This is a genomic window from Paenibacillus sp. VTT E-133280 (genome assembly GCF_002264385.1).
In the GTDB taxonomy this organism is placed as follows: domain Bacteria; phylum Bacillota; class Bacilli; order Paenibacillales; family Paenibacillaceae; genus Paenibacillus_AQ; species Paenibacillus_AQ nitricinens.
Genome location: NZ_NFUX01000011.1, coordinates 1 through 15,739, shown reverse-complemented (window position 1 = coordinate 15,739; position 15,739 = coordinate 1). Strand labels below are relative to the sequence as shown.

At 36.9% G+C, this 15,739-nt stretch carries 9 protein-coding genes and 1 pseudogene; all 10 read right to left on the bottom strand.

Translation table 11 applies throughout. The features are described 5' to 3' along the window. Positions 1 to 64 precede the first annotated feature (64 nt). Complete coding sequence (locus CA600_RS06980; RefSeq protein WP_094869540.1) at positions 65 to 1,501, bottom strand: FAD-dependent oxidoreductase; 1,437 nt, start codon at positions 1,499 to 1,501, stop codon at positions 65 to 67. Between the two features lie 200 nt (positions 1,502 to 1,701). After that, positions 1,702 to 2,298, bottom strand: coding sequence for a DUF1349 domain-containing protein (locus CA600_RS06975; protein ID WP_094869539.1), 597 nt, complete (start codon positions 2,296 to 2,298; stop codon positions 1,702 to 1,704). Between the two features lie 173 nt (positions 2,299 to 2,471). Next, positions 2,472 to 5,594: an ATP-binding protein gene (locus tag CA600_RS06970; RefSeq protein ID WP_094869538.1), complete on the bottom strand. Its 3,123-nt coding sequence runs from the start codon at positions 5,592 to 5,594 to the stop codon at positions 2,472 to 2,474. Positions 5,595 to 5,760: 166 nt separating this feature from the next. After that, positions 5,761 to 6,369: an ankyrin repeat domain-containing protein gene (locus CA600_RS06965; RefSeq protein ID WP_094869537.1), complete on the bottom strand. Its 609-nt coding sequence runs from the start codon at positions 6,367 to 6,369 to the stop codon at positions 5,761 to 5,763. Positions 6,370 to 6,456: 87 nt separating this feature from the next. Next, positions 6,457 to 7,302, bottom strand: coding sequence for a sugar phosphate isomerase/epimerase family protein (locus CA600_RS06960; protein WP_094869536.1), 846 nt, complete (start codon positions 7,300 to 7,302; stop codon positions 6,457 to 6,459). Positions 7,303 to 7,612: 310 nt separating this feature from the next. Further along, positions 7,613 to 7,775 (bottom strand): annotated as a pseudogene (locus CA600_RS06955) (DUF255 domain-containing protein); the annotation flags it as partial. 97 nt (positions 7,776 to 7,872) lie between these two features. Then, the gene (locus CA600_RS06950) at positions 7,873 to 8,622 is read right to left on the bottom strand and encodes a hypothetical protein (RefSeq protein WP_094869535.1); all 750 of its coding nucleotides are present in this window, start codon (positions 8,620 to 8,622) and stop codon (positions 7,873 to 7,875) included. Positions 8,623 to 8,813: 191 nt separating this feature from the next. Beyond that, positions 8,814 to 9,683, bottom strand: a complete 870-nt coding sequence (locus CA600_RS06945; RefSeq protein ID WP_094869534.1) for a hypothetical protein — start codon at positions 9,681 to 9,683, stop codon at positions 8,814 to 8,816. A gap of 108 nt (positions 9,684 to 9,791) precedes the next feature. Further along, positions 9,792 to 11,276, bottom strand: a complete 1,485-nt coding sequence (locus CA600_RS06940) for a hypothetical protein (RefSeq protein WP_094869533.1) — start codon at positions 11,274 to 11,276, stop codon at positions 9,792 to 9,794. Positions 11,277 to 11,601: 325 nt separating this feature from the next. Continuing rightward, positions 11,602 to 15,444, bottom strand: a complete 3,843-nt coding sequence (locus tag CA600_RS06935; protein ID WP_179281562.1) for an AAA domain-containing protein — start codon at positions 15,442 to 15,444, stop codon at positions 11,602 to 11,604. Positions 15,445 to 15,739 lie beyond the last annotated feature (295 nt).

Genomic DNA, 15,739 nt, shown 5'->3' with positions numbered 1-15,739 from the left:
CGTGCATTCGCTCCGGCTTGTTTTTGTATAAACCGTATTAACTTTCAATCTCTAATCTACAGTTCTATTTCTTCAGTGTAATCTTATAATCCTTTTCCAAATATTTATGAATTCGCTCAAAATCAGCAGGAGTTAGATCCGCTAAACGCTTACTCTCCTTGCCAAGGATAATCCCGATGGTCTGTGCCGCCAGAGCGGTCGTTGGCATGATGCGGGCGCTGCCGTAAGCCTTAATATTAGCTCCTACATTTTTCCCCACTACTAGCACATTGTCATAAGATTTCAATTCAAAAGAGCGTAAAGGTAAACCATAACGGTCCGGTTTACCAAAGCCAATTCCGGTAGGAATCGTTTTAGTTCCTTGAAGATCGATGGAATAACCGCCAATGCTGACATTATCCCAGAACATCGTCCCATTCATTAGATCAGAATACTCAAGCACATAATTAGTCTCATGACGGTTGTAATCGCGAATATAAAGATACTCAGGAAATCCATTAAGCTCTGCTTTGGAGAATCCAGGTATATTACTGCGTAAAAAAGCTAATATACTAGGGGCTGCGGCTCTAGCCTTTGTAATCGCAGATTGAACAGACTTCGGATCAGCAGGATTCACGTTATAAATAAGAAGGCCGTTTATAATAACCTGTCCATTCTTCTGGTACGTTGCATTCAGTCCACGAAGCTTTAGATCACTGTTATCCGCTTTGAACTTATTGGTAATATTGCTGAACCCTGTGGCGAAATTCCAATCGACGTAGGTGTTAGGGCCATATTTGTTACGAACATTCGTTAATGGATAATCTTCCAGAATGGCTTGATGCAGTCGGTTCCAGTCTACATTTTTGAAATTCAACATATAAGTGGCCGCCATATAATCCGCTTGTTTCCCCTTATAAATACTTTCCATACCTGGAATTCGTTTAACCTGCAAGTGGCTGCTAAGCGCATTAAAATCTGTATTTTCAACCCAGTATTTAGACTGTATAGTAGTTTGAGTGCCATCCTTAGTATGATATGTAAGAGTCTTTAGTGCCTTATCTTTATTTGATGGAACAGTAGCAACGGCATCAATGACAATTCCACTTTTTAAAGGAATCCCTTTAATTACTTTGTTGAAATAGTTCTCGAAATCTTCCTTTTTACGTATAGATCCAGCCTTATAAGCTGTGAACAGATCTTTCATTTCCCCTTGCACGAGACTCCGCTTCTTATTGTCGTTCACATCATCCAGGAAAAACATCTGCCCTTGAATCAATTCACCGCCTGGCTTACTTCGAGGATCTAAGATCATCACTTTTAAGCCCAAGTTCTTGGCCTCTCTGGCCAATAAAACACCTTGAATCTCACTGCCAATGACAACAACATCATAACTTGCTGCTGTAGTTGGAATGCTTGTCTGAGCTACCGCTACTTGTGGAGCAAAGCTTCCATAAACCATAATAAATGCCGTAATCAGAAGACCAAATACGAAATAACCTTTTTTTCTCTCTTTTAACATCTTATAATAATTCTCCCTGTTTTTTATTGAAAGCATCCTATTATTTATCGGCTTCTCGATTTGTTTTATTAAATTGACTCTGTACTTTAATTAAATACGGATAGCTGTCTCCTTATTTATTCAATCATGGTTTTTATCATGCAAAAAGCCGCGATTACGCGGCCACATACAAATATGTTCACTGTACTATCGCAAATCATTTAGAAGCGGCTTTCAGCCTTCGATTCCGACAAACTCAAATAGTCGAATTTCACTGAACAGCCTTCACCTTGGGGAGATTGTGCGACAACACCAGCTACGCATTCAGCACCTTCACTCATTCCAAAATATCGGATCAGTGACCAGTTCGCTCCGTCCTCTGAATAGGAGAAAGTAACACAATGATTTTGCTTGGTGATACGCAAATATGGATTATCTACACCAACTTGTACGGAGTTACAATCATCTGACATTCCTTCTCTGGTTACCACAGACACGATTATGGGATACTGTCCGTCAAACTCAAAGCAAATCTTGGCCCAGTTATAATGGTCCATCATAAACATGAGGCATCCTGAATCATATTTATGCCGCATATTGACACTAATTCTGGTCGTCATTTCAAAGGAAGTACCCACAGGGGTAGATAAAAATGGCGCTGAGCTTGCGAAATGTTTACCTGCCGGGTCTTGGAAAAAGTCTGATTTGGGAGGTGCTATTAATGTCAGTTCATCTAAATCTGTAAATTTCCAGGTTTCGGGACGATTCATCCAGATCAGTTGTTCTCTTGTCTCGTTTACAAATAAGTTATTAGTCATTCTAATTCTCCTATCATGAATGATCTTTGATTACAAATTTTCCTTTCTCTGTAATAATGGCAGGTAGCTTTTATTTTTACAATCAATGATGCAACAATATTGAAATAATCACATAATTTCCTAAAGAAACCACCAAAAAGGGATAACTCCAAGGAGTTACCCCTTGATCACAATCAATCTTTATCAGGAATGATAAATGACACCGTCGTTCCCAAACCAGGGACACTTTGAATTTGCAAGCCACGTCCATATAGTTGTGTCAATCTTCTATCCGTATTAAGGAGTCCAATACCTTGATTCTTATAGCCTTTTGGATCTAACAGCCTGCTGACTTGAGCTTCGTCCATTCCCAACCCTGTGTCTACAATGTTAAAATGGACAGCATCCGCACGTGTCTCAATGTGAATACGCAGTGTTCCACCTTTAGCCCGACTTAAAACGCCATGTCGAACAGCATTCTCAACCAGAGGTTGAATCGTAAGCGGAGGCATCAACATTTCAAGATTCGCATCTACTTCCCATTTCACATGGAGTCTCTCCTCAAAACGCTGCTGCTGGATATATATATAATTCTCCACCAGTTCAAGCTCCTGTGACAGCGTAACGAGCTTCCCTGCATTTAAGAAGTCAAAACTTATGCGCAGATAAGTTGTGAACGCATCTGATAGCTCTCTCATTTTGGCAGTATCAAAGTCACTTAAGGACATGATCGAATTCAGTGTATTGAAGAGAAAGTGTGGATGGATCTGCGCTTGTAAATAAGCACCCTCCATCCTCAACCGGTCATTGACCGCCCGCTTCATAGATGAAAGAGATAAGGCACGATACTTCAACTCCATTGCATCTACCGGCTTGGTAACATAGTCGTTTGCTCCAGCCAAGAAGCCTGCATAGACATCTTCCCGTTCACTGCGTGCAGTCAGTAGAATAATTGGCAATTCATACATTGTAAACCGCTCGCGGACTAATCTTGTCATTTCATAACCAGACATACCCGGCATCATCACATCAGCGATGATCAGATCGAATCGTTCATTGTTTAACTTATCCAGCGCTTCACGTGCAGAAGTCGTAGTAACTATCTGATAGTTTCCATCTGACAAAATATTTTGCAAAACTTTTAAATTGACCGAATCATCGTCAACCGCCAGAACACGAATAATATCAGCGTCTGTATCAAGCTTCGAGAGTGGCTCTACTTCCTTCGTGGAATAGGTGGCGGCCACCATAGTAGAAGCTTCAGCAGTGATCCATTCACTGAAAGGTGACAGTGAGTCCACATCTTTTTCTATATGGACATCAGAAATGGAAGACTGTACACTCTCATTAACTACAGGTAATTTGAAGCTGAACTTACTTCCCTTGCCCGGCTGCGATTGCAATAATAATTCACTACCGTGCAGCTCAACCAACTCTTTACAAATACTAAGACCAAGACCGATACCACCTTCACCGTAAGCTCCTTGTTCATAACGCATAAATACACGCTTTCTCAATGCCTCATCCATACCAATTCCTGTATCCGTGACATGGATCCATACCTGCCCATCCACTAGTTCTGCTGACAGTACAACACTTCCCTGTTCGGTGAACTTAAGCGCATTATGAACTAGATTAATCAGAATCTGTACCAATCGCTCCTCATCAGCATATACACACGGCAAATCCTCATTAATGTCCATGCGAAGCTCCACCTTAGTCCCACCGGTCAGGAAGCGTAACATATCCAGTACACCCTCAGCCAAGGACCTTACTTGCACCACCTTGATGTTCATCACAATCCGTTTATCCTGCAATCTCACTACATCTAGCAAATCGTTCAGCATGAGCGACATCCGCCGACTGACCATTATTAGCAGTTCCATGTCGCGTTGACTCTCTTCATCCAGTTCATGTTTCTTTCTTATAAGCACACTCTGAGCAATATTCATAATCCCATGCAAGGGAGTCCGTAGTTCATGAGATGTATTGGCCAGAAAACGATCCTTTAATTTGTTGGATTCAGCCAATTGAGCATTCAGTAGTACATTTTGATGGGATTGATGAAAATATCTCCTAAACCAATAGGTAGAAAAGGCAGCAAGTGCAGCAATTAAATCTACTGGATAAAACATAAATTGTGAGGTTCCTGCGTAATAGACAGATGCCCACATTATATTATTAATCACAGCTAGTACTGAACATAATAAAAATAGAGCTCCCTCAGCTTGAATAAATACCATTTTCATAAAATAATAAGCCGTCCAAAATACTGGAATGTAATACAGGATCATATAGACCCCTTTTTCGATCGAAAACAGCACGGTCTCTTCTGGACCAAAGATTATAAATAGAGTAAAACCGAGGAGTGAGAGGATATAACTATAAAAAGCCTTACCTTTCCGCAGGTTCCCAAAGAGCTCTCTTCCCATCAGGAACAGAAACAAGCAAAAGCCTGTGTAAGAAAGAACCTTTAGCTTCAATGTCCAGGCAAAATCAACTTGTAGAAACCGGAACAATAGTCCATTATGTTCAACCCCAATAGATACAGCTGCTGCGACCATCATCGAAAAGAAAATAATCAACTCTGTTTTTCGCACATCCATCAAATAAATAATCAGTAAATAGAGCCCGTGGATCAAGAGCAATACCCCTACAACTAGCTGCAAGCCAATTGAATTCCAGTAGACTGTATCTATCTCATGTTGAATGCCAAACTCTACAGACCTAACAATGCCTCCTTTTAACGGAGACCCATAATTTGACGCTCGAACAAATAGATCCATTTGGTTCTGATCTGTCGGTACATAACTGATCAAGAATGACTTTGTGACAGAAACATGGCCTTCTTTCTCTTCAGATAACTTACCGAATCGCGAGAGAATTGTTCCATTAATCTCCACTTCAGAAGCCGTATAGACCGATTGAAACCAAAAGCTAAGTGGCTCAGACAAGGGTTGATCCAGTAGAATACGCAAATGATAAGTTCCGTATCCATATGCTTTCTCTTGATCTGCTGGATTGAATTTAGAAGTCCAGTTCCCCGGCACCTGAAGCATCTGCCCCTTCGTCGCATTGTCAATATTGCTAGTATTCACCCATTGTTCAGGATAGAATTCCCATTTACCATCCAGCGGAAAGGAGCTTAGTGATTCAATATCCACCCCACGTAAATCTAACACACCTTGCTTCACAGCAGGTGGATTGGACAACGAAAAATGATTATGCCAGCCCCAGCGCACCACAATCAACAGACCGATAAACACTACTATGTATACTAAATGACTTAACTTAATCTTATTCTCGGAAGTTCTCATGCACGCCTCATTCTTCGATAAATTTAATAGTGCTATATTCCCATCTTCCACTATTGAACATTATAGTCTGATTATACTATATTACGAGATCAGTGGACGTAAGTAATCTTGTATTTAAAGGACAAAAAAAGGAAACTCCAAATAGTCGGAGTTTCCTTTTTTGAAATTATAACGACTCACTACGTTTATTTATCAGCAGATCAACCATTTCTTGGTAACCCCTATTTTGTGCATGCTGTAAGGGGCTAATTCCATTAGAATCCGCAAGTTGAATGTCAGCACCATGCTGAATTAACAATTCAAGTATAGTCTGATGTGCCTTCCCGCCATCGCCCAGTATGATAGCTTCAAGTAATGCCGTCCAACCCAGATTATTGACATGATCAATATTGACATCAGAACTTGTAAGAAGCTCTTCCACAATGTCCACATGACCGCGGTCAGCAGCAGGAATGAGGGCAGTTCCCCCAAACCTGTTCAGAATGGATGTATCAGCACCTGCAGCAATAGACACCTTCACAAAATCAAGCATCCCTTCAGCCCCTGCATAGAGAAGTGGATTATCCGAGCGATTGTCGCGGATATTGATGTTGGCACCTTGTTCAAGCAATAATTTGAAAATATCCAGTTGATTCGTGTGTACAGCGATTAATGCGGAGGTTCTACCATCAATGTCTGTAGTATCAATATCTGCACCATCAGCTAATAGCTTAGAAATAAGATCCTTGTCGCCTTGCTTAACCGCAGCTAACAGTGTTTGGTTCATCTTATCCATTTCAGTATTCACCTCCTGAGTTGATTGCTGCCCTTGGTTGTTTAACACTTTGAAATCATTCTATAGCACTTAATACACGCGAGATCATCAAATGCCAGGTAGATTTTCCAGCGATGAGAATACTTTGTCGAAACCAGCTTTGGAACGGGAAAATAATTCAGATGAACTTTGCGAGGAAGCTGGCGCCAGAACTTCTTGGGCGATCACACCGGTATACCCGATCTTTTTCAAGCTTCCCAGGAATCCTGTAAGATCAATAGATCCTTCCCCGGGATACAATCGATCGAAATCTAACAATTCCTCTAACGGTAGAGGTTTAGCATCATTAATATGAACATATGCAATTTGATGCGGTTGTAATTTCAGCAGATCCTCACTCGTTAATCCATTCGTATGCCAATGGTAAGAATCCAATAACAATCCGATGTTCCTTACTTGAATCGTCTCCATCCAGCTCAACGTATCTTGCATCGTCCAGATCAGTGGATTTGCCCATTGTGTACGTAAGTGATGAGGGCCTACGAACTCTAATGCTAATGTAATTCCATAAGCGCCTAATATTTCCGCGCATAGTCTTAAACGTCTTGTGGCTGCAATCATAAAAGGTGCGACCGGAAGATCTGTCGAAGGTAAAATATATGTACAACATGTCGTGCAATTTAAGGCAGCAGCGGTCTCAGCCATCTGGGTAAGCGATTTCAACCCATCCCTGAAGCTAACCTCTGTCGTGCGCCAATCTACCGCTAAACCAAATGATCCTAACATGATCCCATGACTTTTCAGCAATTGAACAGCCCCATCCTTACCATACTGCTGCACTAACTCCAATGGATTTGCGTCTATCGACTGAAAGCCGAATTGGCTCGCAAGTCTGATATATTCTTCATTAGAGCTGAGTTCACCTAAGCCTGCTGTTGTTAATCCTCTTATCATCGTTGTTCTCCTCCTTTATGATTAATTATCAAAATAGACAATAATTCCAGGAATAATATATTACGTCCAATATTCAATAGCGGTCCACTCGCTAAAGTATGATGAACATTAAGGTGATAAATATATAGGATATACCACAAATGCTGGTCGCGGAATATCCCGGTTGTTAATTTGTTCAAACTTGCTGATTTAAATCAGACAGGTACTAACTATCTTTTAAACAGGTAACTTTTATCGATAGGCTCATACTAACAACAGGCTAGAATTGTTTCACGCCAACATCCCATCAATGACAGGTAAGTGTGAATCAACAACTAGCTATACCAATAGATAAAAAACAGGCTTGTTATCGCGCTTGGCGACTTCAAAGGCCTCTTCCGACCACAGAAACCAGTTCACCGGGTTATTGCATGTTGCAGCAGATATGGTGACTTTTCCTTGGATAGTCTATTGGGTACTTTTGGAGTTATCATGGGGCCTCACTTCTTTGCGGTAGGATTTGGGTAAAGATATGCTTAGGGTTAGTTTAACCAAAATGGTGGGGGAGGGCGCAAAAAACTATTTTTCTAATTACGTCCAACTCAGTTCTTCATTAATTTTGTTCTTTATGAACAACTCTTGTTCAGTTCCTTTATATGAATCCCATAACATAGCATTCTCATTCGAAACACTAAACATTTTATCTATCATGTAATCGATGACAAAATATACAACTGGAACAACAATATATGTTTCAGAATTATGATTCCTAACAAGGATTACATCAGCCTCGTTAGGATTTCTATTAATGGTGGGCAATAGTTCTAAAATATTATTAAGATCCGGGTTATCCATAATAAGGATTATTTTATCTAATCCAAAATAATCTTCGTTTACATAATACTCTTTAAGAAAGTTTATTGTATTGGCTATAGTCCCCATGTAGTAATCATTGTTTGAGAATTCATAAAAAACTCCATTTGGAGTTTTATCCATAAAATCATCTATAGTATTTAAATTTTCACTTATTTTATACTCTTCTTCATTTGAGTAAAAAACAAAAAAACGTATTTCGGAGTCGTTTTCAATATAATTATCTATAAACCCTTTGATCTCTCTCAATATATCACTTGTATTTACCTTAATATATATTCCTTCATAGTGTTCAAAGCGTTCTTTAATTTTACTAAAAAGATAATTGAAATCGATAATAACCACACTATTAACATCAAAAATATTACTCATATCAATTTTCAAACTTTCTGGAATCGCGATTTCTACTTCATTCAAATCGAAATCATAAATCTCATCCCTGTCACTTACGTCTTCAATGTTTTTCACATCATTTAGTAGATCTTCTCTTGGTATATAGGGAAGCTTATGCGAGCGAATATAAAAAACTGGGATATTAATTTTTTCTTGCGATTGACGTGAACATAATTCGATTGCTAATAAGGGATTCGTTATAAAAGCAATTTTTATTGGATCCCCACGTTTGAAATATCTGTATCCTATAGTTGTTATAGACTCTTTTAAAGTGTCACAAAATATATACAGTTATAATATCTACTATAATAAACTACAATCCTCGGAGATGTTGTATTTATTATTTTTAATAACTTTCTAATATATTCAAATTTATTATGAATTGGTTTTACTCCAAGGGATGCAAATATCTTATTTATATGACTATAATCAGAGCCAGTTAATAAAATACTGTCTCTAACGATAACATTTAAAGTCATTCTTTGGTCGAAATTTTTCTCATAAAACAGATAAAATAAATCCTGATTCCATTTTATTTCATCTTTTAAGCAAGCACCACACACAGTTCCCCCAACACCAAACTCTAAGAAACCATTCTTATATATAATAATTTGTAAAAAAACAACCATCTTACTTACCAAAATTTCTACATCATCTACATCAAACTCAAATCCTCTTGTGAAATTCCATAATGTTTCGGTAAGCATATCAATATTTTTGCCACTACCAATACTTTTATAATTTTCAATTAATTCAACTGAAGATCCATTTACATAATATAGAAGATTAGAGTTGCCGTTTTTTTTTGCTATTAACAATTCAAATTCAGCTGTATGGCTATATGAATTACATATATTCTGAAGAATAACTTTGAATTCGAATACATTTAACTGTAGTTCGATTATTTCCACAATTTCATTATAGTACCATTCATTTACAGAAAAGGCTATTAATATATCTTTAAAATGAAAAATTTTTGAGCTCGTTTCTTCGACGTAATATCCTCCATACTCCCCGTGGACTTCACCTATTGAACTCTCGTTAGAATGAAATCTTTCTAACTTTCTACTCGACATCAGCGAATCGCCAACCATAAAAATACATCCATTCTGTTTCCAAGCAAGACAATAAGTCATGTATATCTCCCCATATAAATAATAGACATGAAAATATCTTCAATATAAGATTTTGCATAATATCACTTTAGATGTAAGAGGCCATTAGATTTCTGTATTTATATGGTATTAATTGTTTAGAATAATCTTCTTCTTTATTATTTCCAAAAAATTTTCCACCTCATCCTTTTCACCTTTTAAAGATTCCAACATAAAAATAATATCATTATCATCCAAAGGAATTATTAGGCCATTATCGTTTTTATACGTATCAGAGCATCTTTGATATAAAAGTTCCTTATTATCAATATTTCTGCACATCAATATCCCGAATTTTCCTTTATTAAAAGAAAACCTTCCGGATAATTGATCGATTTCAGGGTTAGCTACATCTTTGCTATAATTTTTACATTCTATAAATATATAGCCACAGGGAATTTTGTTGATATTGTGTAGACGATGAAAAAAGCCCCCTAGAGCGATATTACTCATGACAATATCTACTCTTTTTCTTCCTTGATGGATTTTCTCTTCAATTATTGGATTATTCAGATGAGGATAGAACAATATTTCGAGAATTGATTTTATGTATTTTTGATACTCAGAAGCATTTTTCGTACCAATAGGTATACTTTTCAAACTAACTATTAATGCATCAACTAGTTTATCAATAGATACAGATCCCGAATGCTTCATAAATTCATCGTTTGTTAATGATTTTACTTCTTTTGATTTCGAATTTCGAAATCGATCAAATAATTCCGGCTTACTTTGAGTATATTGTCTCAAATAATCTTTTCTACTCTCAAAATCCCCATTACTAATTTGATTAGTAATTTGATTATCAACATCTTTTTTTGGTAAATAATATACTCCTTTTCCATTCTTATATTTCTTAAACTTCACTAGAGATGACCTTCTCGCTAGTTGCTCATCACGTTCATTGGTAACCACAAAATGCCATCCGTATTTCTGAGCATTATATTCTGAAATATATGACACTATAGCTTTTGGAACCAAGAGCAACTCTCTTCCTTGATAAAATAACAAATCTTCTTTTGAGATTTCCCAATCTTCAGAATATCTATTCCAATATGGAAGTGAATCCTGATTAAATAAAGAGATCCCCCAAATTTTACATTGCTCCTTAGTATAATCAATTAAATGCTTTCTTATTATATTTGTAGTCATATCAGATAATTTATCTTTGTCTATATCATCAACAAATACAACAATGTCTTCAATATTCTGTACAACTCCTGTTTCTATCGCTTTGCTCTTAATTATTTCATTAATAATATCGGTAGCATTGCCTTGTCCTACTCCTCGGCCATTTTTTGTGCCCGTCTTACTAATCCCAAGACACGTTTCTTTAGGTTCAGACATAAACCGAAATAGTTCAATAGCCTTCGAATGTTCGGAATTTCTAATATAATCAACAACTTTGGAAAAAAAACTTTTTATTGTTCCGTCTACTTCCACAGACCATGGATCACTTCTAGTGGAAATAAGATAAGGATCGATATATAATGGGTAGTCTCTGTTTATTTCAATATTTACAAAATCTAGCTGAACTTGATCTACTTCCAAGTCATATATATCACTAATTTTCAAGAACTCTACCCCCTTTATAATTGGACACTCCTTCCTAGTAATGATAACATGTATCCATTAATAAGTGGATATATTGTACTTTATTGTCATCTTTTGTTTTAGAAACTATTTCAAAAGTCTTAATCTATTACAATACAGAAAGCCAAAATGGACATACCTCTTTCCAAAGGGTAATATTCTACACAAGACAGACCGGAAACTTACACATAAAAACAAGCCAGAGCGCATGACCACTCATGCTCCGGCTTGTTTTTATTTCAAGTTATTTCGAATATATTCCGGGTCCGCCTTTTTCAAATACTTCAGCGAAATTCCAAATACATTCTCATTTCAATTTAATATGAATATATCTTTCTTTTAAATACTGAATCATACTATCTTCAACGATCAAACAACTTACTTCATCACGTTTGCTAACTTTCCCAATCTTGGATAACCAGTTATGAGAACCTATAAACAAATACTTATCATCAACTAACAAAATTTTAGAATGAATAGGAGGAATATATTGAAGTGCTTCGCCCATTACCTCTTTTAGCTTTGAAATTGATAGTTCAATATCTGATTTTCTTCCAAATGCATAATCCTTCATAACAATACTATTAATATCATGTATATCGATCCCTTTTCCCCCTCTATATCCAAAACCAATTCGGATCTCCACGCTTTTAGCCATCGCTGCCTCAACAATATCAATAAACTCTTCATTAACCACGTACGGCATGATCCAAGGGGAGAAGATAACTATTGACTTCGTGGCATAACGCATTGCTTCTATCAATACCTGATAATGCTCTTCTGGTGTTATAATTAGATGTTGCGGTATATGTTCACGAATGTATGTTGAAAACACTTCATTTTCATTCTCCATCTTATCAGTTGGAGTAGTAAACAACCCAAAGGAAATAGCTTTCATATCTGGACTTACAGTATGAAATTGTTCGTCATAGGGGCTAATACCTACACCCTTTTCCATAATAATCCTAAGAACATGCTGCAAATAATTATGTTCGAGATTGGAAATAATATCAAGATTTCCAACCAACACAAACTGTTCTTTGGCACGGGATAAAGCTACGTTTAGCATATTAGACCGACCACCAATAAATGCAGTAAGTCCTTGTTTTTTGGAAGTGTTAGTATCAATGACTGAGCTGAAAATTATATACTTCTTTTCCTGCCCTTGAAAGGTATGTACAGTGCCGATATCTACTCCAGCAATAGCTGCCTGCAACTTTTCCTTTTGTTTACTGAATGGAGTTATAATTCCGATTTGTTCTTTAATATCTTCACCATACTCCTTCACATAAGCATCTACTAAATTCTTACACACCTGCACCTCTGAAAGGTTAGAGTGGGCTCTGCGATCCTTTAAACCTCGCACGTCTATTGCTACCAAATTTCGTTCGAACAATTTGTCATGGTTGTCTTTATTAATGATGGTAAGTATGTTTCCATAAACATATAGATTCGAAAATAACATTATACTTTCCTCGCATCGGCGATGCTCGGTTAAGATCATTCCTTTTCTTTTTCCTTGGTAATCACATTCGTATATATCAGAATTAAGATCAACGTAACTTTGAGCACTATTGCGCTGCACACAGAGCGTATCATGATGTGTCTCTGGTATAGGCTGAAATTGCTCAATAACATTGCTTTTTAAGAGCCTTATAGGCTCCAATTGCTCAATATCCCCCACGATTATAGCTCTTCTGGATCGAAACAAAGGGCTGCTCAAATAATGCGCCATAATTTGCCCTGCTTCATCGACAAGTAAGGTGTCAATTAGTTGCGGCAACAAATGAAAAGTTCTCTCTCCGAAAGAATGTAAGGTAGAAGTAGCGACTGGAAAACAAAGAAACATTGTGTCCCAGAGACTCTGAATCCCTTTTGCATACTGAATGTCTCTTTTATTTCCTTCATTGAAAAAAGGATTGAACCAGCTGCCTTCACATATCAAATTCAAGTTATGTATTACTTCTTTTGCATGTTGTAAAATGTACTGTTCTGTCACTCTCAAGGAGAGTAAATACAGCTCGTGACGTTTTCTTAAAATAATAGGATTGCACGAAAAGTCAAATCTGCTGTTTAATGAGGTTTCTTCTAACTCCCATTTATCACTGAGTTCTTGTTCCTTTAATATCTGTAATTCCAACAATTCAATCACCTTATAAAGAAATTGCAATTTCAGGGTCAAAGCCAGTTGTTCTATTTCTTGATCAGTAAGCTGTTCTTGAATCTCTAATGCAATCGATTTCTGAACATTAAGATCGTTTATGGAGGATGGTAATCGCTTATTAAGTAATTCTTGTTCCTCGGTTTCTTTATTCTTTATCAAACGATTTTCAATATAAGTTTCAGATGGATATTCCTTAAAAAAAACTTTTCTTTTTGGAATAAGCCAACCAAACCAACTGCCCTTCTTCCACCTTAGATATTTCTCTAAAATACTGTAGCCTTCCTTGATCTCTTCGGGTAAGACTCGCAATCGCAACTTGGTTTCTTCTACTTTCTTTTCCAAATTTCTGATATTCTGTTCTGAGTCTGTATGTCTATCCTTCAAATCATTCATTGAAATTTCGAGTTCAATAACCCTTTTTTCGGACTCCTCCCTTTCACTTATAAATCTCGATCTATCTTCAGCTGTGCTTATAGATGTTATTTTATTGTCAGTATAGAAACGAACAGTCTCCTCTCTTACTTCAATGAATCGCTCTATATCACCATACATATCTTCAAGTTTGTTATATGTATCAATAAATTGAGTTTTTACTTCAGGCAGGGGATGTTGGTTGTACTCAGCTTCCAGCCCTTTAAGAAACATTGGAACAAACTTCTTCATGAATGACTCTTTATTAGTGGCATTACCTAACCTTGCGCAAAAGAAGCCATTAATTTGCTCGTTTTCTTCTTCGTTTGTTACAAATCGAGAAAAGTATGCCACTTCTTTAAGTAGCTCTAATCCAATATTATCCACAGCTTTATTATTGGTGCTAGTTAGAACCATCGAGTAAGTTCGTTCACTACCAGTGATCGGATAACGATATAGTTCGCTGCTTCTTTCCTTAAACCGCTCCCATGGCTGCTCCCATACCTCAATAAGCCCCCTTGCTTTTTTAACCATATTATCGGCAAAAATTTCTTTGAGCAGTGTGCTTTTCCCTGTACCAGGGGGGCCATTTACCGATAAAAGAGTGTAGTTTTGAGCTGCATCAAGCGTATGCCACTGTTTCTCATTGATCGGATAAGAACCTGAATAACTTCCATAATGAAATAACTTGCCTTCTTCTGAGTTGTTATACTCTACAGTGGAATGTCCCCCTATTAAATAAGTCGACAACAACTCCGGAAACTTTACTTTCTCTGAAACTAATTCAATAATACGTTGAATCTCCTTTTGAAAAATCGGTCTTGTCATCTCCTCCAATGTTTCAAATGTAATAAATGCCTGATTGAGTTTCTGCCAGCCTTCATAAGATTTAAAGTGTTCAAGGGTTTTTCCGTATCTTGACGATAACTCTCTATTCAGAATATTTATGATTTCAAACATATTCGTTTGTTGTGCATAGTCATTTGCACTTAGCAATTCCTGTAAGTTACTCTTTTCAATTTCAGCAATCTCAGATGTTGAACAATTTGTGAGCTTAGCGATAATGATCTCTAAGCTTTCCCGATTGATAAAAAAACTATCTACCTTAAGGTTTTGATTCTCAAATCTGCACATAAAAGTAATCAAGGGCTTTATCGTTGTCTCTTGTTTCGTTTTTTTCTTTAAAAGTGGATAGCAAATTGTTGTGGTATCTACTAGTAAATTTTTTATAAATTCTTCAGTATTCAATCTATTATCCGCATATACGAAGGGTATCCAGGATAAAAAATCGGCTACCTCCATTTCTCCTGAAACAACAAGTTTAATACTAGATCTAAGCTCATCGTCGTTGTACTTTCGTTTCTTAAGCTGATCTTTTATATCCTTGTAATCCGTAAGCTTTTTGAATATAGTGGAAACTTTCTTATCGAAAGAATATTCTTTTAAAGTACTGGTATTACTCAAATGATCATCACTAAAGAGTTCACCTTCCACCTTTGAAAGCGTATTTTCCATTAACGCTGTCTTTTTCTCATATTCAATAAAATACCTAAGTACGGTTCTAGCATCTAACAAGGAACTAACCTCCAAAAAAACCAAATTTCTATAAGATAGTCTCATTATAGAACATTTAAAGATGTTGTATAAAGTTAGTTCCCGATAAAAAAGCTTCTGCCGTTTTTTCGGCAGAAGCTCTAATAATGTTGATTCACACAAACATCCCATCAATGACAGGTACGTGTGGGTCATTACATAGCTGTATTTAATAGATTTAGGACTAAACTACCTATTCCTGAAACAAGAGTCATTTACGATGTCCTCAATTGCTCGATAAGAGTTTGCCTTGTTACCGCACCACAACTAACAGTAC